The organism is Kitasatospora sp. NPDC004745 (genome assembly GCF_042873275.1).
Classification (GTDB): Bacteria; Actinomycetota; Actinomycetes; order Streptomycetales; family Streptomycetaceae; genus Kitasatospora.
In genome coordinates, this window is the sequence record NZ_JBIALK010000030.1 from 1 (window position 1) to 23992 (window position 23992).

Annotated in this window: 21 protein-coding genes and 1 pseudogene; 10 read left to right on the forward strand and 12 right to left on the reverse strand. The window is 75.3% G+C overall.

Annotation, left to right across the window (positions count from 1 at the left end; genetic code table 11):
• Both ACFYUY_RS33790 and ACFYUY_RS33795 read left to right on the forward strand, forming a co-directional pair.
• Nucleotides 1-91 (forward strand): annotated as a pseudogene (locus ACFYUY_RS33790) (ABC transporter ATP-binding protein); the annotation flags it as partial.
• Between the two features lie 56 nt (nucleotides 92-147).
• On the forward strand, nucleotides 148-2757 hold the full coding sequence (locus ACFYUY_RS33795) for an ABC transporter permease (RefSeq protein ID WP_387906329.1): 2610 nt from the start codon (nucleotides 148-150) through the stop codon (nucleotides 2755-2757).
• 202 nt (nucleotides 2758-2959) lie between these two features.
• On the opposite strand, the gene efeU is transcribed toward ACFYUY_RS33795, so the two are convergent.
• The 4 genes from efeU to ACFYUY_RS33815 all read right to left on the reverse strand — a co-directional run bounded on the left by efeU (nucleotide 2960) and on the right by ACFYUY_RS33815 (nucleotide 7532).
• Nucleotides 2960-3793, reverse strand: a complete 834-nt coding sequence (gene efeU, locus ACFYUY_RS33800; RefSeq protein ID WP_360212195.1) for an iron uptake transporter permease EfeU — start codon at nucleotides 3791-3793, stop codon at nucleotides 2960-2962.
• A 48-nt stretch (nucleotides 3794-3841) separates the two neighbouring features.
• Complete coding sequence (gene efeB, locus ACFYUY_RS33805) at nucleotides 3842-5158, reverse strand: iron uptake transporter deferrochelatase/peroxidase subunit (RefSeq protein ID WP_360212193.1); 1317 nt, start codon at nucleotides 5156-5158, stop codon at nucleotides 3842-3844.
• Between the two features lie 110 nt (nucleotides 5159-5268).
• On the reverse strand, nucleotides 5269-6417 hold the full coding sequence (efeO, locus tag ACFYUY_RS33810; RefSeq protein WP_360212191.1) for an iron uptake system protein EfeO: 1149 nt from the start codon (nucleotides 6415-6417) through the stop codon (nucleotides 5269-5271).
• 290 nt (nucleotides 6418-6707) lie between these two features.
• Nucleotides 6708-7532, reverse strand: a complete 825-nt coding sequence (locus ACFYUY_RS33815; protein ID WP_387906332.1) for an ABC transporter ATP-binding protein — start codon at nucleotides 7530-7532, stop codon at nucleotides 6708-6710.
• Between the two features lie 206 nt (nucleotides 7533-7738).
• Here ACFYUY_RS33815 and ACFYUY_RS33820 point away from each other — a divergent pair, with 206 nt between their 5' ends.
• Nucleotides 7739-9994, forward strand: a complete 2256-nt coding sequence (locus ACFYUY_RS33820) for an amino acid adenylation domain-containing protein (protein WP_387906334.1) — start codon at nucleotides 7739-7741, stop codon at nucleotides 9992-9994.
• Between the two features lie 99 nt (nucleotides 9995-10093).
• Here the strand turns inward: ACFYUY_RS33820 and ACFYUY_RS33825 are convergent, their stop codons facing one another.
• Complete coding sequence (locus ACFYUY_RS33825) at nucleotides 10094-11422, reverse strand: hypothetical protein (protein ID WP_387906335.1); 1329 nt, start codon at nucleotides 11420-11422, stop codon at nucleotides 10094-10096.
• Between the two features lie 205 nt (nucleotides 11423-11627).
• Between ACFYUY_RS33825 and ACFYUY_RS33830 the strand changes: the two genes are divergently transcribed.
• Entirely contained in the window at nucleotides 11628-13220 is a 1593-nt protein-coding gene (locus ACFYUY_RS33830; protein ID WP_387906338.1) for a M4 family metallopeptidase, read from the forward strand.
• Between the two features lie 85 nt (nucleotides 13221-13305).
• Here ACFYUY_RS33830 and ACFYUY_RS33835 read toward each other — a convergent pair whose 3' ends face one another.
• From ACFYUY_RS33835 to ACFYUY_RS33845, 3 genes are all read right to left on the reverse strand, one after another.
• Nucleotides 13306-14145: a hypothetical protein gene (locus ACFYUY_RS33835; RefSeq protein ID WP_387906341.1), complete on the reverse strand. Its 840-nt coding sequence runs from the start codon at nucleotides 14143-14145 to the stop codon at nucleotides 13306-13308.
• Nucleotides 14146-14471: 326 nt separating this feature from the next.
• Entirely contained in the window at nucleotides 14472-15467 is a 996-nt protein-coding gene (locus ACFYUY_RS33840; RefSeq protein ID WP_387906343.1) for a D-2-hydroxyacid dehydrogenase family protein, read from the reverse strand.
• A gap of 95 nt (nucleotides 15468-15562) precedes the next feature.
• Nucleotides 15563-16555, reverse strand: coding sequence for a DUF5937 family protein (locus ACFYUY_RS33845; protein ID WP_387906345.1), 993 nt, complete (start codon nucleotides 16553-16555; stop codon nucleotides 15563-15565).
• A 70-nt stretch (nucleotides 16556-16625) separates the two neighbouring features.
• Between ACFYUY_RS33845 and ACFYUY_RS33850 the strand changes: the two genes are divergently transcribed.
• The 5 genes from ACFYUY_RS33850 to ACFYUY_RS33870 all read left to right on the forward strand — a co-directional run bounded on the left by ACFYUY_RS33850 (nucleotide 16626) and on the right by ACFYUY_RS33870 (nucleotide 20809).
• Nucleotides 16626-17612 carry an aldo/keto reductase gene (locus tag ACFYUY_RS33850; RefSeq protein WP_387906348.1) on the forward strand — a complete coding sequence of 329 codons (987 nt, stop codon included), beginning with the start codon at nucleotides 16626-16628 and terminating at the stop codon, nucleotides 17610-17612.
• 325 nt (nucleotides 17613-17937) lie between these two features.
• Nucleotides 17938-18528, forward strand: coding sequence for a TetR/AcrR family transcriptional regulator (locus tag ACFYUY_RS33855; protein ID WP_360212171.1), 591 nt, complete (start codon nucleotides 17938-17940; stop codon nucleotides 18526-18528).
• Between the two features lie 93 nt (nucleotides 18529-18621).
• Entirely contained in the window at nucleotides 18622-19680 is a 1059-nt protein-coding gene (locus ACFYUY_RS33860) for an SDR family oxidoreductase (RefSeq protein ID WP_387906350.1), read from the forward strand.
• A 17-nt stretch (nucleotides 19681-19697) separates the two neighbouring features.
• Nucleotides 19698-19946, forward strand: a complete 249-nt coding sequence (locus ACFYUY_RS33865; RefSeq protein ID WP_387906462.1) for a DUF1877 family protein — start codon at nucleotides 19698-19700, stop codon at nucleotides 19944-19946.
• A gap of 185 nt (nucleotides 19947-20131) precedes the next feature.
• A complete protein-coding gene (locus ACFYUY_RS33870) occupies nucleotides 20132-20809 on the forward strand; it encodes a phosphotransferase (protein ID WP_360212167.1) in 678 nt (225 codons plus the stop codon).
• 14 nt (nucleotides 20810-20823) lie between these two features.
• Here ACFYUY_RS33870 and ACFYUY_RS33875 read toward each other — a convergent pair whose 3' ends face one another.
• From ACFYUY_RS33875 to ACFYUY_RS33890, 4 genes are all read right to left on the reverse strand, one after another.
• A complete protein-coding gene (locus ACFYUY_RS33875; protein WP_387906353.1) occupies nucleotides 20824-21453 on the reverse strand; it encodes a class I SAM-dependent methyltransferase in 630 nt (209 codons plus the stop codon).
• An 87-nt stretch (nucleotides 21454-21540) separates the two neighbouring features.
• Nucleotides 21541-22080: a class I SAM-dependent methyltransferase gene (locus ACFYUY_RS33880; RefSeq protein WP_360212163.1), complete on the reverse strand. Its 540-nt coding sequence runs from the start codon at nucleotides 22078-22080 to the stop codon at nucleotides 21541-21543.
• 170 nt (nucleotides 22081-22250) lie between these two features.
• The gene (locus tag ACFYUY_RS33885) at nucleotides 22251-22748 is read right to left on the reverse strand and encodes a hypothetical protein (RefSeq protein ID WP_360212161.1); all 498 of its coding nucleotides are present in this window, start codon (nucleotides 22746-22748) and stop codon (nucleotides 22251-22253) included.
• Between the two features lie 24 nt (nucleotides 22749-22772).
• On the reverse strand, nucleotides 22773-23003 hold the full coding sequence (locus ACFYUY_RS33890) for a hypothetical protein (RefSeq protein WP_360212159.1): 231 nt from the start codon (nucleotides 23001-23003) through the stop codon (nucleotides 22773-22775).
• Between the two features lie 131 nt (nucleotides 23004-23134).
• On the opposite strand from ACFYUY_RS33890, the gene ACFYUY_RS33895 reads away from it, so the two are divergent.
• Nucleotides 23135-23818, forward strand: a complete 684-nt coding sequence (locus tag ACFYUY_RS33895; RefSeq protein ID WP_387906356.1) for a hypothetical protein — start codon at nucleotides 23135-23137, stop codon at nucleotides 23816-23818.
• Nucleotides 23819-23992 lie beyond the last annotated feature (174 nt).

The window sequence follows — 23992 nt, forward strand, 5'->3', positions numbered from 1 at the left end:
CGGCCGCATCGTCGACGAACTCCACACGCCCACCGCCGACACCGTCCTGGACCGCATGCGCCGCTTCGACGCCAAGGGCCGCACCAGCTGAGCCCGTTCGACCCCGACGCCACCGAACCACGAGCCCCCCAGGACTGACACTCCCCCATGTTCCGCACCGCACTGCGCAACGTGCTGGCCCACAAGGGCCGGCTCCTCATGACGACGCTCGCCGTCCTGCTCGGCACCGCCTTCGTGGCCGGCACGCTCGTCTTCTCCGACACCTTCGGCAACGCGCTCAGGACCCAGAACTCCAAGAGCTACACCGACATCGCCGTCACGGTCAGCGACCACGAGGCCGTCGGCCGCGGCTACGACCGCGGCGACCGGGCCGAGGCCGGCCCCTCCCTCACCGAGGACACCCGCACGGCCGTCGCGGCGCTGCCCGGCGCCGCCGACGCCCGCGGCGTGGTCAGCGGCTTCGCCGGCATCGCCGACCGCAAGGGCGCCCTCATCGGCGACGGCTTCTCCACCACCGGCACCAACTACGTGCCGGGCGCCGACGGCACCGACCCGCGCTACCCGCTGGTCGAGGGCCGCGGCCCGAAGGACGCCAAGGAGATCGCGCTCGACACCAGGACCGCCGACAAGGGCGGGTACAAGGTCGGCGACACCGTCCGCGTCGCCGTCAACGGCCCGGTGATGGAGCTCAAGCTCACCGGCACCCTGCACACCAACGACCCGCGCGTGGTGGCCGGCGGCTCGCTCGCCGCCTTCGACACCGCCACCGCCCAGCGGCTCTACCTCAGCCCCGGCCACTACGCCGAGCTGGACGTCAGGGCCAAGCCGGGCACCGACGACGCCGCGCTGCTCGCCGCCGTGAAGCAGGCCCTCCCGCAGGGCGACAACCTCGAGGCCAGGACCGGCCGCGAACTCGCCGCCGAACAGGACCGGATGATCGAGCAGGGCACCCGGATGCTCAGCACCTTCCTGCTGGGCTTCGCGGGCATCGCCCTGTTCGTCGGCGTCTTCATCATCGCCAACACCTTCGCCATGCTGGTCGCCCAGCGCACCCGGGAGCTGGCCCTGCTGCGCGCCGTCGGCGCCAGCCGCCGCCAGATCACCCGCTCGGTGCTGATCGAGGCGCTGCTGGTCGGCCTCGCCGCGTCGGTGGGCGGCCTGCTGGCCGGCATCGGGATCGCCGTCGGGCTCAAGGCCGTGCTCAACGGCCCGATGGACGCCAACCTGCCGGACGGCCCGCTGATCATCGCGCCGTCCACGGTGGTCACCGCGATCGCCGTCGGCGTCCTGGTGACGGTGCTGGCCGCCTGGCTGCCCGCCCGCCGCGCCTCCCGGATCGCCCCGGTCGCGGCGATGAGCTCGGTCGAGCAGCCCGCCACCCAGAAGAGCCTGCGGGTGCGCAACGCGATCGGCCTGCTGTTCACCCTGGCCGGCGGTGGCGCGCTGGCGGCCGGCGTGGGCGGCAAGGAGGTCAAGCTGGTCGGTCTCGGTGCGGGCGCGCTGCTGATCGGCGTGTTCGTGCTGACCCCGCTGCTCTCCCGGCCGCTGATCGCGCTGTTCGCCCCGCTGCTGCGCAGGCTGTACGGCACGCCGGGGAAGCTGGCCCGGGAGAACGCCGTCCGCAACCCCCGGCGCACCGCCGCCACGGCCTCCGCGCTGACCATCGGCGTCACCCTGATCACCTCGCTGACCGTGGTCGGCGCCTCGGTGAACGAGGCCCTGGACAAGTCCACCGGGAGCGACCTCAAGGCCGACTACACCGTCGCGATGAAGAACTTCTCGATGCTCTCCCCCGAGGTCGCCACCCAGGTCGCCAGGACGCCCGGCGTCAGCGCGATGAGCGTGGAGCGCACCGTCCCGGTGAAGACCGCCGCGAACGGCACGCACGGCACGCACGGATCGGCCGCCGCGGACGGCCCGGACGGCACGACCACCGAGTACCTGCGGGCCGTCGACGCGGCGACCATCGACCGGCTGGCCACCATCAAGGTCAAGGAGGGGTCGGCGGACGCGCTGAAGCAGGGCCGGCTGATGGTGAGCGCCGGCACCTCGGAGCGCACCGGCTACCGGGTCGGCGACGCCGTCGCGGTCACCTACCCGGACGGCACCAAGGGGTCGCTCACCGTCGGTGCCGTCCTGGAGGCCAACACCGCGCCGGCCGGCTTCGTCGCCCCCGACGCCGTGGTCGGCCCGCACGCGGCGCCCGGCAGCGGCCTGGAACGGATCCTGGTGAAGGGCGCGGACGGCGCCACCGGCGGGCTGAAGCAGGCGCTGCGGGACGCCACCGGCGGCAACCCGCTGATCGCGGTCAAGGGCGACGAGGACATCAAGGCGGAGAGCCGCCAGATGGTCACCAACGTGCTGAACGTCATGTACGGGCTGCTCGGGATGTCCGTGGTGATCGCGGTGCTCGGCGTGGTCAACACCATGGCGATGTCGGTCTACGAGCGCCGCCGGGAGATCGGCATGCTGCGGGCGATCGGCCTGGACCGCCGGGGCATCGGCCGGATGGTGCGACTGGAGTCGCTGCTGATCGCGCTGTTCGGCGGCGTGGTCGGGATCGGGCTCGGCGTCCTGGTCGCCTGGGCGGGCAACCGCACGATGGCGGACTCCTTCAAGGACATGACCACCGTGGTGCCGCCGCTGCAGATCCTCGGCTTCCTGGTCGCGGCCGCGGTGATCGGCCTGCTCGCCGCCCTGTGGCCGGCCCGCCGGGCCGCCCGGATGGACATCCTGGGCGCGATCAAGAGCGAGTAGCGGCCCCGCTCACGTCACCCCGGAGCCCCGGGCGGTCCAGGACCTCCCGGGGCTCCGCCGCGTCCCGGCCCCGCCCCGCACACCCCTGCCCGACCCGGACACCCCCGCCCCGTACCGCGGCCCCCGGCGGGGTGCCGGGGGCCGGATGCGCGACCGCCCCGGCCGGCGGGGGCCGGTCGGGGCGGGGCGGGGGTGCGGGAGGTCAGGCGGCGGGCTTGGCCGCGACGGGCTTCGCCCGGCCCCCGAACAGGTTGAAGAAGACGGCGAGGGTCGGCGCCAGGTAGAGCAGCCAGACCACCAGCTGCAGGACCGTCGGGTCCGGCTGGAAGTTGAAGACGCCCTTGAGCAGGGTGCCGTACCAGCTGTCCTTCGGGATGGTGCTGGAGATGTCGAAGGCCTGGCTGTGCAGGCCCGGCAGCCAGCCGGCCTCCTGCAGGTCGTGCACGCCGTAGGCGAGCACGCCGGCCGCGACGACCACCAGCATGGCGCCGGTCCAGGTGAAGAACTTCGCCAGGTTGATCTTCAGTGCGCCGCGGTAGAACAGCCAGCCGAGCACCACCGAGGTGAGCAGGCCGAGGGCCGCGCCGATCAGCGGGTTGTAGCCGTCCCCGGTGGCCTGCACCGCGGACCAGATGAACAGGGCGGTCTCCAGGCCCTCCCGGCCGACGGCCAGGAAGGCGGTGACCACCAGGGCCGTGGTGCCCATGGCGACGGCCGCGTCGAGCTTGCCGTGCAGTTCGGTCTTCAGGTGCCGGGCGGTGCGGCGCATCCAGAACACCATCCAGGTGACCAGCCCGACCGAGATGATCGACAGCGAGCCGCCGAGCGCCTCCTGCGCCTCGAAGGTGAGCTGCGAGGAGCCGAACTGCAGCACCGCGCCGAAGGCCATGCTGAGCACGACGGCCGAGACGACGCCGGTCCACACCGGCGGGAGCTTGTCCCGGCGGTCGGTCTTGACCAGGTAGGCGATCAGGATGCAGACGACCAGGCTGGCTTCGAGGCCTTCGCGCAGGCCGATCAGGTAGTTGCCGAACACGCGGGCTCCTGGGGGGTGTCGAGGTGGTACGGGGGAACGCGGTCGGGATCAGCCGAACAGGGCCTGGCCCCACCACTCCCCGGGCTTGCGGACGCCCGCCGGGCAGGCGAAGTGGGCGGAGCCGACGTGCTGGATGTACTCGTTGAGCTTGTCGCTGCCCGCGAGCCGCTGCTGGAGCGGGACGAAGGCCTTGCGGGTGTCGCGCTGGTAGGCGAGGAAGAACAGGCCGGCGTCCAGGCGGCCGAGGCCGTCGGTGCCGTCGGTGAAGGAGAAGCCGCGGCGCAGGATCATCAGACCGCTGTTGGCGTCCGGGTGGGCCAGGGCGACGTGGGAGTCGGCGGGCATGGCCTTGAGGTCCGGCGCGTCGTGCTCCTTGGCCTTGCCGTACGGGGCGCCCTCGCCCTTGGTGCGGCCGAAGACGTCCTCCTGCTCCTTGAGCGAGGTGCGGTCCCAGGTCTCGATGTGCATCCGGATGCGCCGGGCGACGAGGTAGGAGCCGCCGGTCATCCAGTCGGCGCCGTCGCCGGGGGCCGCCCACACGTGGTCGGCGAGCTTGGCGGTGTCGGTGCCCGCGATGTTGTGGGTGCCGTCCTTGAAGCCCATCAGGTTGCGCGGGGTCTGCGCGTCCGGGGTGGTGGAGGAGGTCTTGCCGAAGCCGAGCTGCGACCAGCGGATGTTGACGGTGCCCATGCCGATGCGGGCCAGGTTGCGGATGGCGTGCACGGCGACCTGCGGGTCGTCGGCGCAGGCCTGGATGCAGATGTCGCCGCCGCTGCGCAGCGGGTCGAGCTTGTCGCCCTTGAACGCGGGCAGGTCGATCAGGGCTTCGGGGCGCCTGGCCTTGAGGCCGAAGCGGTCGACCGGCTGACCGTCCGGGCCGGTCTTCTCGAACAGGGTGGGGCCGAAGCCGATGGTGAGGGTGAGCCGGGAGGCGGGCAGGCCGAGGGCCTCGCCGGTGTCGTCCGGCGGCGCCTCGGGCAGGCCGCTGGCGGCGCCGGTGCCGACCTCGCGGCCGCCGGTCATCGCGGCGGCGGCCTTGGTCCACTCCTTGAGCATCTTGACCAGCGACTCGCGGGTGGCCTTGTCGGAGACGTCGAAGGCGGCGAAGTGCAGGCGGTCCTGGACGGGGGTGGCGATGCCGGCCTGGTTGTCGCCGTAGAAGGGCACCTCGGCGCCGGCCTGGGCGGCGGGTGCCGGGGCGGGGTCGTCCTGGCGGGTGGCCGCGGCGACCGAGCCGACGGCGGCGGCGCCGAGCGCGACACCCGCGCCGGCCCAGCCGATCACGGCCCGGCGGCTGACGCCGCCGGCGGGGGCGGCGTCGGTGCCGGCCGGGGCTTCGGTCTGCTGCTGGTTCTCGGCGTCCATCGGCGGGTGGATCCTTCTCTGTGCTGACTCGCCGATGCCGTGGCGGCCGCTTGGGGGCCGCCACGGCGTCGGTGGAGGGGTGGGGACGGTGCTCGGTGGTGCCGGGGTCGCTACTTGACGACGACGGCGGCGGCCAGCTTCGACAGCGGCTCGCCCAGCGAGTTGACCGCGTCGGAGAAGGTCTTGCGCTCGGCCTCGGTGACCTTGTCGTAGGAGGTGAAGGTGCCGTCGGCCTGCTTGTACTTGGCGAGCAGGGCGGTGATGGCGGTGAACTCGGAGTCGAGGGTCTTGGCGAGCTCCGGGTCCTTCTCGGCGGCGACGGGCTTCAGCAGCTCGTAGGCCTTCTGCGCACCCTCGACGTTGGCCTGGAAGTCGGCCAGGTCGGTGTGGCTGTAGCGGTCCTCCTCGCCGGTGATCTTGTTGGTGGCGACCTCGTCCAGCAGCTCCTTGGCGCCGTTGGCCATGCTGGTCGCGGTGATCTCGGCGGAGGGGATCTTCTTCTGCCAGTCCTTGAGGTCGTTGACCAGCTGGGTGGCGAGGGTCTTCTCGTCGTCGCCGATCCTGGCGTCGGCCCAGAGCGACTTCTCCAGCTTGTGCCAGCCGGTCCACTGCTGGCCGGCCTCGACCTTGTCCTCGCGGGTGTCGGTCTTGGGGTCGACGTCGCCGAAGCTCTCCGCGACGGGCTCGGTGCGCTCCCAGCCGGTGCGCGAGGGCGCGTAGAGCGACTTGGCCTTCTCGACGTCGCCGGCGGTGATCGCGGCGGCGAAGGCCTCGACGGCCGGGATGGTGGCGTCGGCCTGCTCCTGGGCGTACTTGCGGTAGGCCTCGACGGCGGTGGCCAGGCGCGGGTCGGCTGCGGCGGCGCTGCCGCCCTCGCCGGTCACGGTGATCTTCTGGCGGATGCCGTCGCCGACCATGCCGGGCTTGCAGGCGATCTCGTAGGAGCCGGCCTTGATCTCGGCGTTGATGGTGGCCTTGGTGCCGGGGCCGATGTTCTCGCGCTCGGTGATGATCTTGTCACCGTCGCCGTAGACGTAGACCTCGGTGGTCTTGGCGCCCTTGTTGCTGATGTCGAGGACGACGTGGCCGGCCGGGAACGTGGTCTTGGAGACCTCGCAGGCGGTGTCGGTGGCGTTGATCTTGACGGCGTCGGCGCCGCCCGCCTTGTCGTCCTTCTTGTCCGCGCAGCCCGCCAGGGTGGCGGTCGCCACGGCGAGGGTGAGCAGCGCGGCTGCAGTGGTACGGCGACGGGCGGACATACGGGCTCCAACGGAGAGGGCAGGGTGGACCTGGGCAGCACTGAGTGTGGGCGGGGGAACCGGGGGCACCGGTCCCCCCACCCACTTAGCTAAGGCATACCTTAGGGAAATCTGATTTCAGCGTCTACACCGCCCCCCACCTGTCAATCCGTCAGGTGGCGGGAACCCTTGCGGGCCGCCGTCCGTCAGCCCACGACCTCATGCCCGGGCACCCTCGCGGGCCGCCGTCCGTCAGCCCACGACCTCATGCCCGGGCACCCTCGCGGGCCGCCGTCCGTCAGCCCACGGCCTCACGCCCCGGGCACCCGGCGGGCGGCCGCGCGGGCCGTCCAGCGGCCCTCGTGGCGGCTGATCCGGATCGGGTGGCCGAAGGTCTCGCTGATCAGCCCCGTGGTCATCACCTCGTCCACCGGCCCGGCCGCCACGCACTCCCCCGCCCGCAGCAGCAGGGCGTGCGTGGTGCTCTCCGGCAGCTCCTCCAGGTGGTGGGTGACCAGCACGCTGGCCAGCTCGGGGTGCTGGTGGCGCAGCAGGTCCAGGCTGTCCAGCAGCAGCTCGCGGGCGGTGAGGTCCAGTCCGGTGGCGGGCTCGTCGAGCAGCAGCAGCCGCGGGCTGGGCATCAGCGCGCGGGCGATCAGGGCCCGGCCGCGCTCGCCCTGGGAGAGCGTGGTCCACGGGGAGTCGGCCATCGGGGCCATGCCGAGCGTCTCGATCAGCTGCTCGGCCCGGGCCAGCACCTCGGGGGCGGCCTTGCGGTGCCACTCCGGCTCGATGGTGTTGGTGTGCCCGGTCAGCACCACCTCGCGCACGCTCAGCGGGGAGCGCAGCGGGTGGCGGGGGTTGACGTGCCCGAGGTGGGCGCGCAGCTCACGGATGTCCACCCGGCCGAGCCGGCGGCCCAGCACGTCCACCTCCCCGCGGGTCGGGTGGGAGACCGCGCCGAGCAGCGCGAGCAGGGTGGACTTCCCCGCCCCGTTCGGCCCGAGCAGCGCCCAGTGCTCGCCGGCCTCGATGGTGAGGGAGATCCCGCGCAGCAGGTGGCGGCCGTCGCGCACGACGTCCACGTCCCGGGTGCGCAGCAGTGGGCCCTCGAAGGACGGGGCGGACGAACTCATGGGGGCGGACCTCCGATCACGACACCGGGCAGGGTACGGGCGTGGCGCCGCACCAGCCGGTACGGCGCCGACCGTCCGCGTGCAGAGTACAACCGGGGCCCCAGGCAAGATCGCTTCGTCCGAGGGATGGACGCGCCAGGACCCTTTTGCCCGGCCGGAGTTGGGAGGATGATCGGTGCTTCCGGAGCGACGAGGGGAGCGCCGTCATGACGGACGGGGAGACCACGGACGGGGAGCCGACGGGCAGAGCGGCGGCGGTCGGGGAGGCCGCCGTCGGGGAGGCTGCGGGCGGCGCCGCGCTGGGGGAGGCGACGGGCGGCCCGGGGGTCGGGGAGCCCGCGGTCGGGAAGGCCGCGGTCGGGGCACCGCCGGCGGCCGGCACGGTGCACGGACTGGTCGAGGAGCAGGCCCGGCTGGCCCCGCTCGCCGTCGCCGTCCGGTGCGGGGCCGAGGAGCTGACGTACCGGGAGCTGGACGCCCGGGCCACCGCACTCGCCCGCGACCTGGCGTCCCGCGGCCTGGCCCCGGGCGGCCGGGCGGCCGTCGCGCTCGGCCGCGGGACGGGCGTCTACGTCGCCCTGCTCGCCGTGCTGAAGACCGGCGCCGCCTACGTGCCGCTGGAGCCGAGCGCGCCGGACGCGCTGCTGCGGCACGTGCTGACCGACGCCGCACCGGACCTGGTGGTCACCGAGGAGGGCCACCGGGTGCGGCTCGCCGACGCCGGCGGCGCACCGGTCGTCTGCCCGGACCTGACCGTGTCGGCGGACGGCCCGTTCGACGCCCCGGCCACCGGCCCCGCCGACCTCGCCTGCGTCTTCTACACCTCCGGAACCACCGGCCCGCCCACCGGCGCGCTGATCGGGCACGACAACCTGCTGGCCGCCCACCGCAGCTGGTGCGAGGTGTACGGGCTGACCGCCGAGGACCGGATCCTGCAGACGGCGAGCCTGGAGTTCGACGTCTTCACCGCCGACTGGGTGCGCGCCCTGTGCACCGGGGCCGCCCTCGTCGTCGCCCCGCGCAACCTCACCCTGGACCGCACCGCCGACGTCGCCGAGCTGCCCGCGCTGGTCGCCGACGAGCGGATCACCGTCGTGGAGCTGAACGTGCGCACCGCGCGCCGGCTGAGCGCCTTCCTCGAACGGACCGGCCGCGCCCTGCCCGGGGTGCGGCTGCTGACCGTCGGCGCCGAGAAGTGGTACCTGGACGAGCAGCTGGGCCTGCAACGGCTGCTCGGCGAGCGGACCAGGGTGCTCAACGTCTACGGCCTGGCCGAGGCCACCGTCGACAGCACCTACTTCGACGCCCGGGGCAGCGCCGTCGCCGACGGCGGCGAGCGGGTCTCGCTGGTCGGCCGGCCCTTCCCCGGCACCCGGGTCTACGTGGTCGGGCCGAAGGGCCTCCCCGTCGCGCCCGGGCGGCCCGGCGAGATCGCCGTCGCCGGGAGCGGGCTCGGCCGGGGCTACCTCGGCCGGCCCGACGACACCCGGCGGCGCTTCGTCCGGGCCGACTTCGACCCGGACGGGCGGGTGCTGCTGACCGGGGACGTCGGACTGCTGCGCCCGGACGGCGTCCTGGAGTTCCTCGGCCGGGCCGCCACCGTGCTCGGTCCGGTCGACCACCCCGGCAAGGCCTCGGCGGTGGCCATGGTGCTGACGGCCGCCCGGGCCGAGGGCGTGCTGCGCTCGCACCCCGCGGTCCGGGAGGCCGCCGTGGTGGAGCTGGAGCCGCGGCCAGGGCAGCGGCGGCTGGTCGGCTACGCGGTGGCCGAACCGGCCGCGGACGGCGCCGACGGCTGGTCGCTCTCGCAGCACCTGGCGGCGGAACTGCCGGGCGCCGCTGCGCCCTCGGCGGTCGTGGTGGTGCCGGACCTGCCGCGCACCCGGGCGGGCAAGCTGGACCGCTCCGCGCTGCCGTTGCCCGCACCGCCGGAGCACACCGCCGCGCGGACGGCCGCGCTCACCGCCGGGCGCCCGGTGAAGGCGGTCGGCGGGAAGGCGGGCGGCAAGGCCGGGGGCGGCGGCTCCGAGAGCCGCTCCGTCGCCGGCTGCGCGGCGGTCTTCTGCGTGCTGCTGTTCGGCGCCGGCGCGTGGGCGATCACCGACGAGTTCTTCCCCGGCTCCACCGACGTCTCGCTGGTCCCGTCCCCCTACGACGCGTACTTCAGGCTGTTGTACCTCTGCGAGAACCTGGCGTTCGGCGCGGGCGTGGTCTACCTCGCCGCCGGCTTCGAGGCCGTGCTGCGACAGGGACGGCCGTACCGGCTGTCCGTGCTGACCCATCTCGCGATCACCTGGCTGCTGGTCAACTGGTGGCCGCAGGACAACCTGTACCGCCTCACCAGCGCCACGGACTGGCCGCGCGAGACGGCGCTGGTGTTCGCCTTCAACATCCCGCTGATGCTCGCGGCGCTGGTCGTGGTGCGGTTCGTGGTCTGGCGGCCGCCGGTGGGCGAGCAGTAGCGGGCGGCGGCCGCCGGGGGGCCGCCCGGAGCGGGTGAAGCGCCGTCGCCGAAACGGCGATCGGTCGCCCGAGGCGGCCGCGCGCGTCCCGACCGCCCGTCACCGCAGGGCTTCGAACATCCCGGCCAGGGCGTGGTTCGCCGCCGCCAGCAGCGCCTGTGCCGCGTCCAGCGCCTCGGCGTCGGTCCCGGCCAGGGCGAGGCCGACGACGGGCTCCGGGTCGTGGCCGGCCGTCGGGATCAGCGGCAGCAGGGTGACCCCGAGCCGGGCGCAGGCCGGGCGCAGCCGGTCGAGGTGGTCGTGGAGCGCCTCCTGGGCGAGGCGGGCTCCCAGGGGCATCGCGTCCAGGGTGCGGACGAGGTGGCCCGGCCCGCGCACCCGGTCCAGCCGTTCCCGCAGCACGAAGGCGACGGCCGGGCCGGTGAGCCGCAGGTTGATCTCGGTGGGGGCGAGCCGGCGGCGGCGGTCGGTGACGAAGTCCACGTCGAACCAGCCGCGGTAGCCCTCGGCGGCCAGCCGCTCCCCCACCGCGAGGGCGAACCGGCGGGCCGTCCCCGCGGCGGCGTCCGGCACCGCGCCGGGCCCGACGGTGACGCCCTGGTAGCGGGTGCCGGCCACCGCCATGACCCCGGCGCCGACCGGGTGGACGGCCCCGTCGGAGCCGATCACCACGTCGTAGGTGAGGTCGCGCAGCCGGGCGGCCGGGCCCGGGTCGACGTGCTCCTCCAGCAGCAACCCGCCCCGGGCCGGGAGGACTTCGGTGCGGACCAGCCGCCGCAGCAGGGCCCGGCCGCCGCCCGCGGCGAACAGGTCGGCGGGTTCCACCACGACGGTGCCGTAGCCGCCGACGCCGTGCGGGCTCTTCAGGACGGTGGTGAGCCCCCGGGCCGCACGGGCGGTCAGCCGGCGGGCGGTGCGGCCCCGGCCGCCCGGGCACTCCTGGGCGGGGACGTGGACGTCCGGGTGGGCGGGGGCGAGTTCGGTGAACAGCTCGTGGGCGGCCGCCTTGGACTCGTAGCGGCGCACGGCGGCCAGTTCGGGCCCCTCGCCCTGGTCCGCGGTGCGGCCCCAGTGGACCACCGGTCCGCCGAGGCCGGCGATCCGTGCCCTCAGGGCCGGCCGTCCGGCGAGCGCCCGGGCGACCGTGCTCCCCGGCGAGACTCCCCGGTGCACCTCGACCGGGCCCCATTCCAGCTCCCGGGCCAGCCAGTCCGTCCACTCCGGGGCGACCTCCGCGGGCAGCACCAGCAGGGCCGGTTCGGGGCTGTAGCAGGCGGCCAGGCAGGCGTAGTGGTGCGCCTGCCGCAGGCGGCGGGCGCGTTGGGCGCCGTCCATCCCCGGGGCGAAGAACTGCTCGTTGAAGTCCGCGACGTTGCCCACGTGGACCGCCGCCCGCCCGCCGGTCCAGGCCCCCACCCATCCGTCCATGGCGCCGAGCCTAGAGCCGTGCGCGGGTGTGCGTAAGCGAGTGTCACGACGGGAGTGTGGGCGCAATGTTAACTTCTGATCATTTTTGATTTGAACAGGACACAACTTGGCAAAGTTATGACCTTCCCTCTAGCTCCAGCTGACTGCTCGCCGTCAATCTCAGTCGCAGCTCTTTTCCCTGCAGCTAACCCCCACTGGAGTCAGAGTGAGCCCCACCTCCTCCTCCCGCCGCCCCCTCGCGGCCGGAGCCATCGCGGTCGTCGCCGCCCTCGTCGCCGTCGCCGTTCCCACCGGAACCGCCTCCGCGGCCACCGGCACCCGCGACGCCGCGATAGCCCAGGCCCGCGCCAACGTCGCCCGCAACGCCGGGACGTTCGGCTTCGGCGCGGGTCAGGACCTCGTGGTCAAGGACGTCGTCCTGGACGCCGACGGCAGCCAGCACGTCCGCTTCGACCGCACCTACCAGGGCCTCCCGGTGGTCGGCGGCGACCTCGTCGTCCACCAGGACTCCCGCGGCCGGCTCAAGGACTCCTCCCGCGCCGCCGCCCACGACGCCGCCGTGAAGTCCACCGTCCCGAAGGTCCCCGCGCAGGCCGGCGCCGCCGAGGGCATCGCCGCCGCACCCGGCGTCAGGGACGCCGTGAGCAGCCCCGAACTGGTCGTCTGGGCCGCCGACGGCTCCCCCCGGCTCGCCTGGCGCACCACCGTCGAGGGCACCGGCGAGCACGGCGAGCCCGCCGGCCGGGTGGTCGTCACCGACGCCACCACCGGCGAGCAGATCGAGTCGTACGACGCCGAGCACGAGGCCTCCGGCACCGGCCACTCCGAGTACACCGGCGACATCACCATCGACACCACCCAGACCAGCGGCGGCTACACGCTCACCGACCCGGTCCGCGGCCACGTCACCAAGGACGCCCACAACCTCGCCGCCGCCTCGGTCAAGGCGAGCTCCGGCACCGCCTTCACCAGCACCACCAACGTCTGGGGCGACGGGAAGAAGTTCTCCACCGACCGCTCCACCGCCGCCGTCGACGCCCACGCCAACACCGCCTGGACGTACGACTACTACAAGAACACCTTCGGCCGGAACGGCATCAAGAACGACGGCAAGGGCGCCACCGTCTTCGTGCACGTCGGCACCAACTGGGACAACGCCCAGTGGTCCGACAGCTGCTTCTGCATGATGACCGGCGACGGCGACGGCAGCCACGACCCCGAGCAGGTCGACCTCGACACCATGGGCCACGAGATGACCCACGGCGTCACCAGCGCCACCGCCAACCTGCGCTACAGCGGGGAGTCCGGCGGCCTCAACGAGTCCACCAGCGACATCTTCGGCACGATGGTCGAGTGGTACGCCAACAACAAGGTCGACACCCCCGACTACCTGTTCAGCGACCAGTCCACCCCGCCGTGGCTGCGCCGCTTCGACAAGCCCTCGCTGGACGGCGCCTCGGCGGACTGCTGGAGCAGCTCGGTCGGCAAGCTGAACGTGCACAACTCCTCCGGCGTCGGCAACCACTGGTTCTTCCTGGCCAGCGAGGGCAGCGGCAGCCGGACCATCAACGGCTTCACCTACAACAGCCCCACCTGCAACGGCTCCACGGTCACCGGCATCGGCAACCAGAAGGTCGCCAAGATCTGGTACCGGGCGCTGACCGTCTACATGACGTCCACCACCAACTACAAGGGCGCCCGCACCGCCTCGCTGAGCGCGGCCAAGGACCTCTACGGCCTCAACAGCACCGAGTACAAGGCGATCGCGGCGGCGTGGAGCGGCGTCAACGTCAACTGACGCACGGCCGGCTGACCGGGCGGCGGCACGCCCGGTCAGTCACCGGTCGGGCGGCGGTCGGGGCCGCCCGACCGGGGCCGCCCGGTCAGGCGGTGAACCCGACGTGGACGTGGTCGTGGTGGGTGTCGTCGGTGAAGAACTGGTTGCCGGCGCCCCGGACCGCCACCGGCCCGCCCACGTTGTACGACCCGGCGGCCGCCGCGTCCCGCATGAAGGACTCGACCAGCGCGCGGGACGTCCCCGGGTCCACCACCGGGTGGCCGTCGATCCGCCACACGTCGAAGGCCCGGCCCTGCGGATGGTCGCTGGGCCGGGTCGTGCCGAACACCAGCAGCGGATGGCCGGACCGCACCACGCTCACCGAGAGCGTGTACGGGCCGGCCAGCCGCAGCATCGCCTCCAGCACGCTGTCGTGCACGGCGCCGCTGCGCAGGTCGGCCGCCGCCCCGGGCGGCAGCTCGATCCTCGGCTCGGCGAACACCCGGGCCACCGCGGGCGGCGGCGTCGGCACGGCCGGGCCCGGCTCCCCCGGGTGCAGCTCGGTGACCGTCCAGCGCGGCTCGGACCGGCTCAGCCGGACGTCCACCGTGCAGCCGCCCCCGGCCACCGACCCGTCGGGCCCGCGGGTCCACTGACGGCACACCACCAGCACGCTCGCCGAGTCGGCGAGGATCCCGCCGTACTGGGCGTCGATCACCTCCAGGCTCGCCTCCGGCGCCGGCGGCGCCAGCGGGCCGGCCTGGTCCGCCAGGGCGGGCGGCAGGCCCAGCGCCGCCACCCGGGCCCGCGCCGCGGCCACGCCCTGGCCGCCCGGCGGCCAGGCCCCGAGCGCGGCGACCAGCTCCACGGCGCGCCGCTTGACGTCGGGCTGCACCTCGGACGGGCCGGGCTGCCAGAGCGGGGGGTTGGGCAGCGGGCTCGCCACACCGGTCGGCGTCGCACCGGACGTGCCGCCCGCCGTCGGGGTGGGGGCGACGCTGCTGCCGGACGCCGCGGTCGTGCCCGGTGACGTGCTCCCCGGAGCCGAAGCGCTCCCCCGGCCCGCCGACCCCGACCCCGCCGGACCCGCGCCCGCCGCCGGCTTCCCGGCCCCGCCGCCGCACCCCGCCGCCCCCAGCAGCAGCGCCGCCGCACCGGCCCTCAGCACCCCGCGCCGGTCGGTGCCCCGTCCTCGTCCACCGTCTCCGCTCGTCACGCGGCCAGTATGCGGCGGCGCCCGGCCCGGCGGACGGACGTCGGCGCGGGTGTCCCTCAGCCCAGCCGCCGGATCGGCTCCCCGTCGAGGAACGCCGCGATGTCCTCCACCGCCTCGCCGTAGCAGCGGCGGTAGAGGTGCTGGGGCCCGTAGCCCGGGTGCGGGGTGGCCAGCAGCCCCGGCGCGGTGTGCAGCGGGTGGTCCGCGGGCAGCGGCTCGTCGAGGACGTCCACCGCGGCGCCCGCGAGCCGACCCCCGGTGAGCGCGGCCGACAGGGCGTCCCGGTCGACGATCGCCGCCCGGGAGGTGTTCACCAGACAGGCACCGGGCTTCATCAGCGCGAGCTCGGCCGCACCGAGCAGCCCCCGGGTGCGCTCGCCGAGCGCGAGGTGCACCGAGACGAAGTCGCTGCCGCCCAGCAGCTCCGCGAGGCTCGCGGCCCGGCGCACGCCCACCTCGGCGGCACGCTCGTCCGTCAGGTTCCGGCTCCAGGCCACCACGTCCATGCCGAAGGCCAGCCCCATCCGGGCGACCGGGGCCGCGACCCTCCCGAGGCCGAGCAGCCCGAGCACCCGGCCGTTCAGGTCCGCTCCGGCGGTACTCCGCCGCGACCCGCCGCGCGGCGCGGTGCTCTCCGGCACGACGCCCTGCGCCACGCCCAGCAGGAGCGCCCAGGTCAGCTCGACGGGCGGGGTGACGGAGCTCGACGTCCCGCAGACCGTCACGCCGCGGCGCTCGGCGGCCGAGTAGTCGATCACCGAGTGGTGCATGCCGGCGGCCACCAGCAGCCGCAGTCGCGGAAGCCGGGCGAACAGCCGGGCCGGGAACGCGACCCGTTCGCGCAGGGCCACCACGATGTCGAAGTCCGCCAGGGCTTCGGCGAGTTCGTCCTGCGACCCGAAGCGGTCGGGGAAGGCCGTCAGCTCCACCCGATCGGCGACCGGCGACCAGTCGGCGATGCCGGTGACGGCTTCCTGGACGTCGTCGAGGACGGCGCAGCGCAGCACCTCGCGCGGACGGGGGCACTGCCGGTCGTCAGGGTCGGGTGTCATGCCCGTACTCTTCCAGGGCACCGACGCCCTCCGGCACGCCGGGGCATCCCGGTGGATCCCGCGGGGCCGGACCACCGGCGGGCCTCCCGCGGGTCCTACCCCTGGGCCAGCGGCGCGAGGACGGCCTCCGCCGTGGCGGTCCGGGCGTAGAGCACCGAGCGCCCGGCCCGGTGGGCGCTGACCAGGCCGGCGTCCCGCAGGGTCGTCAGGTAGCGGGACACGGCCGACGGCGACAGCCCCGTGCGGCGGGCGAGCTCGGTGGTGGAGGCCGGGGCGTCGAGCTCGGTGAGCAGCAGCGTCCGCGACCGCCCGAGGACGACGGCGAGGGCGCCGTCGCCCGTCGCCGGCCGGGCGGCCCAGAGCAGGCCGGTCCCCCGCGCCGGGTAGGCGAGCTGCGGCGGGTGCTCCGCCGCGACCTGGGTGAACAGCGCCGACCGGGCGAAGGCGGACGGGATCAGCAGCAGCCCGGCACCCGACGCCCCCGGGGCCAGCGGGCGCGACCTCCGGCGCAGCCGCAGCCAGTCCTCCGACCAGTGCACCTCGGTGCTCAGGTTGTTGAGGACCCGTGCCGCCCCGAACTCGGCGACCTGGCGGGCCCGGTGCAGGACGTCCGCGTCGAGGACGGCCCGGATGCGGGCCCAGTACGGGGCGAGCGCGAGCTCCCAGTACGCCTCGATCGCCTCGGTCAGCCGGGGCAGGCCCGCCGCCGGGTCGGCGTGCAGCGCGCGCAGCCGGGGGCCGAGGCCGCCCTGACGGGACGCCAGCCGGTCGAGGTCGCGGCGCACCTGCGCGTCGGGGGTGGCCCGGATCGCGGCGAGTTCGCTCCCGATGGTCGGGGCGGCGCCGGTGGGGGCGGGGTTGACGAAGTCGGGCACGTACCCGGCCGGCGGGACGATCTCGGTGAGCCACCCGCGCTCCGGCCCGGCCGCCGCCAGCCGGGGCCGCACCTGCTCCGCCCACGGCCGGTGCACGGGGTGGGCGATCCCCGAGTGCAGCAGCCGCAGGCTCGGGCCGACCTCCCACATCGGCGAGACCGCGAAGCGCATCCGCGCCAGGTCGCCCGCCGTGAACTGCAGCTCGGCCGTCATGCCACCCCCGTGGATTCACACATGTTCGAATCGTTGGCGGTCAGAGTAGTGCAGTGGAGATCATGACGGCATGACCTCCCACACCGCCCCTCCCGTGCACACCCCTGCCCTCGTCCCGGCCGGCCCCGCCACCGGCACCGCCGCCGCCGGCGCCGCTCCCACCACCGTCCACGCCGCCGCCTCCGGCACCTGGACCCTCGGCGACCGCCCCGTGCACCGGATCGGCTTCGGCACCATGCGACTGCCGCAGACCGGCAAGGCGCTCGTTCCGCACGCCGTGCCGCGCGACCGCGAGCAGGCCGTCCGGGTGCTGCGCCGCGCCGTCGAACTGGGCGTCAACCACATCGACACCGCCGCCTTCTACTTCTCCCCGCTGCGCTCCGCCAACGAGCTCGTCAACCGGGCGCTCGCGCCGTACGGCGACGACCTGGTGATCGCCACCAAGGTCGGCCCCGCACGCGGCCCCGACGGCACGTGGCTGGAGCACGCCCGCACCCCCGAGGGGCTGCGCGCGCAGGTCGAGGAGAACCTGCGCCAGCTCGGCCGCGACCACCTGGACCTGGTGAACCTGCGGATCCTCGGGTCCGACTCGGTCGCCGAACGCTTCGGCGCCCTCGCCGACTTGCAGCGGGCCGGGCTGATCCGCCACCTCGGCCTCTCCAACATCCAGCCGCACCAGCTCGCCGAGGCCCGGACCATCGCCCCCGTCGTGTGCGTGCAGAACCCGTACGGCATCGGCGCCGCGCCCGAGCAGGACGCGCTGCTGCGGACCTGCGGCGAGCAGGGCATCGCCTTCGTCCCCTTCTACGCGATCGCCGGATCCGGCCGCGAGTCCGGCCCGGGCGGGTCCGAGCCCGGACAGGTCCTGGCGGTGGCCGGGGCCCACGGCGTCAGCACCGCCCAGGTCCGCCTGGCCTGGACGCTGCACCGGGGCCCGCACGTCCTGGCCATCCCCGGCACCGGCGACCTCGCCCACCTCGAGGACAACATCGCCGCCGGCGCCCTGCAGCTCTCCCCGGCGGACCTCGCCCTGCTGGACGAGGCCCACGCGGGCTGATCCACGACGGGCGGCCGTGCCGGGGACGGGGGTCCCGACGCGGCCGCGCCTCGGCCCGGGCCGGGCCCGGCGCGCACGGTCGTGCACCACGGCCCGCTGCCCCGGGCCGCCCGGCCTCCGTGGCGCTCTTCAACGACCTGCGCCACCTTCCCGAGGAACTGCGGTGGACGGGCCTCCCGACCGGGGCGCGGTACTGACGCGGTACTGACGCGGCGCGGAGCCGTTCGGCCCCGGACGGCCCGGCAGCCCGCGACTCCTGACCGTGCGGCACCCGTCGACCGTCAACCGTCGACAGGAATATGCAGACCGGTCTATTGTTTTCCGCATGGGAGTCAAGGGAGAAGAGACGCGGGCCCGGCTGATCGCCGGCACCCGGACGCTGATCGAGGCACAGGGCTACTTCGGGACCGGCCTCAACCAGATCGTCGCCGCGACCGGCGCACCGCGCGGGTCGCTCTACTTCCACTTCCCCGAGGGGAAGGACCAGTTGGTCACCGCCGCCCTCGTCCAGGCCGGCCGGGAGGTCGAGGACCTGCTCGCCGCCCTGACCGCCGAGGGCGCCGACAGCGGAGCGCTGACCCGCCGCCTCACCGAGGTCTTCGCCGAGCGGCTGGCCGGCTCCGACTACACCAAGGGCTGCCCGATCGCGACCGTCGCCCTGGAGGTCGCGGGCACCAACGAGGCACTGCGCGCCGTCTGCGCCGAGGTGTACGAGGGCTGGCAGCGGGTGCTGGCCGACCGGCTGGAGGCCGAGGGCTTCGAGCCCGCCGCGGCCGCCACGGCCGCCGGGCAGGCGCTCGCCCTGCTGGAGGGCGCCGTCCTGCTGGCGTCCGTCCGGCGCAGCCGCGAACCGCTGGACCACGCCCAGCACGCGGTCCTCCACCTGCTCGGCGCGCAGAAGGCGCCCGCGGCGTAGGTCGATCCGGGGTGGAGCCCCCCTCGGGGTGGCTCCGCCCCTCCTTCTCGCCCAAAAAATATGCAGACCGGTCTACAGATTACGGAGCACATCATGCCGTCCGCCCCGCCACCGCCCCGCACCCTCGTCCTCGGCGCCGGCGGCTTCCTCGGCCGCTGGCTCGTCCTCGAACTCCTCACCCGCGGCGAGCCCGTCGCGGCCGCCGTCCGCGAGCCCGACCGCGGCGGCGAGCTGCGCCGGTGGCTGCGCACCCACGACGCCGACGACGCCGCACTCACCACCGTCACCGCCGACGTCACCCGCCCCGGCCTCGGTCTCTCCCCCGAGGACGACGCCCGGCTCGCCGAGGTCCGCGACGTCCACAACCTCGCCGCCCGCTACCGGTTCGGGCTGACCCGCGCCCAGGCCGAACCCGCCAACCTGCACGGCGCCCTGCACGCCCTCCACTGGTCCGCCACCCGGCCGCGGCTGCGCCGCCTGGTCCACCTCTCCGGCTACCGCGTCGGCCGCGACCCGCAGCCCCGCTACCCGCTCGACGCCCGCACCACCACGGCCCGCTACGCCCGCCTCGGCGCCTACGAGGCGTCCAAGCTGCTCGGCGACGCCGCCGTCCGCGTCACCGCCCCGCGCCTCGGCGTACCGCTCACCACCGTCAACCCCAGCAGCGTCATCGGCCACTCGCTGACCGGCGAGGCCGGGCAGTACCTCGGACTCGCCCAGCTCGTCCGGCAGCTCCACCGCGGCCGGCTCCCGCTGCTGCCCGGCACCCGCCGCACCTTCCTGCCCGTCGTCACGGTCGACCACCTGGCCCGCTTCCTGGCCGCGACCCCGGCCCACGACGACGCGCCCGTCCGGGCGCACACCGTCCTCGACCCGGCGACGCCCGTCCTCCCCGACCTGATCGCCCTCCTCGCCGACCACCTCGACGTCCGCCCGCCACGCGGCCTGATCCCCGTCCCCCTGGTCCGCCGCCTCCCCCGCACCCTCACCGGGGCGGATCCGGAGACCCTCACCTTCCTCTCCGAGGACCGCTACGACACCGCCTCCGCCGACCGCCTCGCCACCGCCGCCGGCCTCGCCCACCCACCCCTCCTCCCCGCCCTGCGCCACTGGTCCACCCGCCTCGTCGCCGAAGGCTTCGGCACCGCCTGACCCCGCACGGGAACACCCTGGCACCGGAACGGGTCGAGCAGGCCGCCCGGGAGCTGGCCGACCTGCCCTTCGACGAGCTCGTCACCGGCGGCACGGCGGAGGGCCTCGACACGGCGGCCGCGCTCGCCGCGGCCGGCGTCTACCCGGTCGGCCTCTGGGCGGACCCGTCCGGCCTGGAGTACGTGTCCGCCCACTACGCGGGCCTGGTCGGGTTCCTGCGCGTCACCGCCCGCTACCGGCAGGGCCTGGTGATCCGGCACGGATAGGCCACGGGCGGCGCAGAGCCCGCCGGTCCGCCCGACGGACGGTGCCGACCCGGTAGCCCGGGCGGCGACCGGAGCTCCGGCCCCGGCCTGACGAGACCCTCCCCTACCCGGGTGGCGGACCGCCGACGGACCGACCCGACCTCAATTCGCTGGCTCCGCGGCCGCGCTCCCGGGAGGATCGCCGCATGCAACCCCTCCCGCACGGCTACACCAACCGCACCACGGGCGACGGCCGCGTGGTCGTGAAGCACTACTGCGGCCCGGAGGCCGAAGCCCGGCTGGCGCGCGAGGAGCGGCTGCTGACCGGGCTCCGGGAGCGGCTGCCCGTCCCGCCGGTGCTGGCCGCCGACCGGGCGGCGCTCACGCTCGGGCACCTGCCCGGCGTGCCCGCGCAGGACCTCCTGGACGCCGGGCACGGGCCGCGCGTACTGGCCGCGTGCGGGCTGGTCCTGGGCCGCCTGCAACAGCTCGACCCGGCGGTGTCCGGTGAGCCGGTCACCGCCCCCGGTGCGGTACTGGTGCACGGCGACTTCGGGCCCAACAACCTCCTGCTCGACCCGGACACCTTCGCCGTCACGGCCGTACTGGACTGGGAGTTCGCCCACGCCGGGGACCCGGTCGAGGACCTCGCGTGGTGCGAGTGGATCGTGCGGATGCACCACCCCGACCGGGGCGGGGACCTCGACCACCTCTTCCGCGCCTACGGTCGCCCCGTCCCGCCCTGGCCGGTGCGCCGCCGGGCCATGCTCGCCAAGTGCGCCTGGCTGGAGGAGTTCTGCCGCCGCCGGGATCCGGACGGCCCGGGCGTGCGGCAGTGGCGGGACCGGAGCCGGGCCACCGCCGCCTGGGCGGACGCCGGGTAGGGCCCCGGCGGGGCCTACGGGTGGCGGGCCAGCAGGTGGGCGTCGAGGAAGCCCCGTTCGGAGGCCGGGTCGTGGAGCAGCCGGGCGAAGGGGACCAGCCCGGCGTCGGCCAGCAGGTCGGCGAGGCGGTCCACCGGCCAGCTGTAGGCGGGCGTCACCTTGTGGTCGAACCGGACCGGCGCCGGCCCCTCGGTACCGAAGAAGGAGAGCAGGAGCAGGCCGCCCGGCGCCAGGACGCGCACCAGCTCGGCGAGCAGCGCCGGCAGTTCCCCCGGCGGCGTGTGGATCACCGAGTAGTGGGCCAGCACGCCGCCGAGCGCGCCGTCCCCGACCGGCAGCGACTCCATCCGCGCCTCCTGGAAGCGCAGCGCCGGATGGGCCCGCCGGGCGTGGTCGACCATGCCCGGGGAGAGGTCGAATCCGGAGGCGTCCAGGCCCAGTTCGTGCAGCATGGCCGTCAGGTGCCCGGGCCCGCAGCCGACGTCCGCCGCCCGCGGGTTGCCCGTCGCGCGGACCAGTTCGGCGAAGGTGCCGATCATGGCCCGGCCGAACGGCTGGTCCTCCAGCCCGTTGGCGAACTTCGACGCGTACAGCTCGACGACCCCGTCGTAGGCCGCCCTGGTCTCGCTCTGATGATCCGCCACGGGACGGAGTCTAGAGCCGGTACGACGATCGGACGCAAGAGGCGTCGTCCCCGACGCGTTCACGGTGCCCGGCGGCCCCGGCGCCGTTCAGTCCGCGGGGTGTTCCAGGACCAGGCCCGTCCATCGGACGTCGGCGCGGCCGTGCAGGTCCGCGCGCTCGGTGCGGTGGACCAGCCGCAGGCCGTGGGCCGCGGCCTGGGCGACGGTCTCCTCCGGCGGGACGTCGAACATCCGGCGCCCGGCCGGGACGGGGCCGTGGCGCAGGGTCAGCGCGAGGCGGCCGCCGGGGGCGAGGAGACGGGCGAGGACGGCCATCCCGGCCGGGCGCTCGGCCGCGTCGAGGTGCATCCAGACGGCGGTCAGCAGCACGAGGTCGAAGCGTTCGCCCCCGGCGCCGAGCCGGGGCAGCGCGGGCAGTGCGTCGGGCACCCAGCGGATGCCCGGTCCGGGGTGCAACCGCTCGCCGTGGGCGCGGAGTTCGGCGGTCGGCTCGGCGGCCACGACGGGGTGGCCGAGGGCGGCGAGCGCGGCCGCGTCCCGGCCGGTTCCCGCGCCCACGTCGAGGACGGCGGCGGGCGGGGCGGGGTAGTGCTGCAGCAGGTCGCGGTGGACCTCCGCGAAGGTCACACTCTCGTACTGGACGGCGAGTTGCGCCGCTTCGGCGGCGTAGCCGGCACTTCCGGTACTTCCAGCACTTCCGGCGTACCCAGCACCTCCGCCGTTGACGGCGCCTCCGCCGTTGACGGCACTCCCCGCGCTGCCACCGCGCCCGTCGGCCGCGCCCTCCCCCGCCCCGCTCACCGTGACTCCCGGACCACGACCGCGTCACCGGCCGCGGCCGCGTCGGCGAAGAAGTCCCGCAGTTCCCGCAGGTCGGCCACCACCCGGGCCGCCCAGGTCTCGGACCACGGCGTCGGGTAGCCGAGGTGGGCGACGGTGCGGGCCAGCACGGTGTTCTGCTGGCGGACGAGCTCGCCGAGCGCGGAGTCCCGGAGGAAGGTGAAGGCGGCCGCGACCTGCTCGGGCCGCAGCACCAGCGGGCCCGCGGCGGCGGGTTCGGGGCGCTCGCCGCCGTAGACGGGCAGGCGCGCGGCCGGGTCGGGGTGCAGGCCGTTCTCGGTGAGTGCGAGTTCCATCAGCCGGGCGGTGCTCCGCACTCCGAGGAGCAGGCCGTCGGCGGCCAGCTGGTCGTACCGGACGTCGTGCCGGTCGGGCACGAGCTCGCCGAGTTCGGTCGGCGAGCACGTGTCGACGGCCGGTCCGGGCAGTCGACGCCAGAAGTGATCCACACTCACCCGGACAGCGTAACGAACTGTGGCTCACGCCTCACCGGGGTGCCAGGCGGGCCACTCCCACGGGCGGTCGGCCCAGTGGACGCGGATCGCGTCGTGCGGGTCGAGGTCGGGGAAGAGCTGGTGGACCCGGGGCTCGAACTCCTCCGGGGCGAGCGGCTCCCAGCCGTGGCCCTCGAAGTGCACCAGGCGGTAGCGGCTGTCGGTCCGGAAGTCGGCAACCTCGACGAGGGGCTTGGACGTGCTGTTGGTCTCCATGCCCCCAGCATGTGCCGCGGCGGCAATCGGCGCCCGTCCAGAACCCTCTTCCGGGTCATGTCCCCGCGTCGGCGCGCTCGTTGAGCTGAGGGGAGGGACGGCGGGGGGTTCGGCGCTGGAAGGACGACGACATGACGGGGCAACCCACCGCAGGACAGTGGCAGTGGCCGCAGGACGCGTGGCAGCCGCCCCCGGTGCCCGTGGCTCCCGCGCCGGGGCCGGTTCCGGGGCCCGTGCCCGCGGTCGGCACCGGTTCGGTCCGCCGCCGGAGGCGGCTGGTCCGGGTGGCCGGGGCCGTCGGGACGCTGGCGGTGCTGGCCGCCGTCCTGGCGATGTGCGGGCCGGGGTCGGGTGACGACCTGGACGTGGTGGCGCTGCCGCACACCTCGCCCTCCGCCTCCCTGCCGGCCGGTGCGGAACCCGGGCCGGCCGTCACTCCGGCGCCGTCCCCGCTGCCGGCCCCCGTGCCGGAACGCGGCGGCGCGGCGACCCCGACCGGGTCGGAGCAGAGCGGTGCGGCGTCGGCCGCCTCGGCGACGGCACCCGCGACGACGACCGCGGCGGCCGGGGGCGAGTCGGCCGACTCGCAGCGCGCGGCGACCCCGCACCCGAGGCCGGGGCGCACCCCGCGCCCGGGCGCGGCGACCCACGGCACCTCCGCGGCGGCAGGGCAGGGCCCCGCCCCGGCGGCCCCGGCCCCGGGCGCGGCGCCGCCCTCCCTGGGCCCGGGCACCCTCTGCGACCAGGCCGAACGCGTCGGCCGCTGGCCGGCCGGCTCCGAGCAGGCCCGGCTCTGCCGCAACATCTACGGCTGACGGCCCGCCACCCCTGCCGCCCCGGCACCGGCCCGGCGGGCGGCGGGCGGCGGGCGGCGGGCGGCGGGCACCAGCCCGGCGGGCGGCGGGCGGCGGGGCCAGGACCGCGGGACCGGGACGGCGTCCCCACCACCGGGACCACGACGCCGTCCCACCGCCAGGACCGGCCGCCCC

Excerpts from the sequence above, each read along its gene's own strand:
- ACFYUY_RS33795 (WP_387906329.1), top strand. The coding sequence starts at position 148 with ATGTTCCGCACCGCACTGCGCAACGTGCTGGCCCACAAGGGCCGGCTC.
- efeB (WP_360212193.1), bottom strand. The coding sequence starts at position 5,158 with ATGGACGCCGAGAACCAGCAGCAGACCGAAGCCCCGGCCGGCACCGAC.
- efeO (WP_360212191.1), bottom strand. The coding sequence starts at position 6,417 with ATGTCCGCCCGTCGCCGTACCACTGCAGCCGCGCTGCTCACCCTCGCC.
- ACFYUY_RS33815 (WP_387906332.1), bottom strand. The coding sequence starts at position 7,532 with ATGAGTTCGTCCGCCCCGTCCTTCGAGGGCCCACTGCTGCGCACCCGG.
- ACFYUY_RS33820 (WP_387906334.1), top strand. The coding sequence starts at position 7,739 with ATGACGGACGGGGAGACCACGGACGGGGAGCCGACGGGCAGAGCGGCG.
- ACFYUY_RS33825 (WP_387906335.1), bottom strand. The coding sequence starts at position 11,422 with ATGGACGGATGGGTGGGGGCCTGGACCGGCGGGCGGGCGGCGGTCCAC.
- ACFYUY_RS33840 (WP_387906343.1), bottom strand. The coding sequence starts at position 15,467 with ATGACACCCGACCCTGACGACCGGCAGTGCCCCCGTCCGCGCGAGGTG.
- ACFYUY_RS33845 (WP_387906345.1), bottom strand. The coding sequence starts at position 16,555 with ATGACGGCCGAGCTGCAGTTCACGGCGGGCGACCTGGCGCGGATGCGC.
- ACFYUY_RS33850 (WP_387906348.1), top strand. The coding sequence starts at position 16,626 with ATGACCTCCCACACCGCCCCTCCCGTGCACACCCCTGCCCTCGTCCCG.
- ACFYUY_RS33855 (WP_360212171.1), top strand. The coding sequence starts at position 17,938 with ATGGGAGTCAAGGGAGAAGAGACGCGGGCCCGGCTGATCGCCGGCACC.
- ACFYUY_RS33860 (WP_387906350.1), top strand. The coding sequence starts at position 18,622 with ATGCCGTCCGCCCCGCCACCGCCCCGCACCCTCGTCCTCGGCGCCGGC.
- ACFYUY_RS33870 (WP_360212167.1), top strand. The coding sequence starts at position 20,132 with ATGCAACCCCTCCCGCACGGCTACACCAACCGCACCACGGGCGACGGC.
- ACFYUY_RS33890 (WP_360212159.1), bottom strand. The coding sequence starts at position 23,003 with ATGGAGACCAACAGCACGTCCAAGCCCCTCGTCGAGGTTGCCGACTTC.
- ACFYUY_RS33895 (WP_387906356.1), top strand. The coding sequence starts at position 23,135 with ATGACGGGGCAACCCACCGCAGGACAGTGGCAGTGGCCGCAGGACGCG.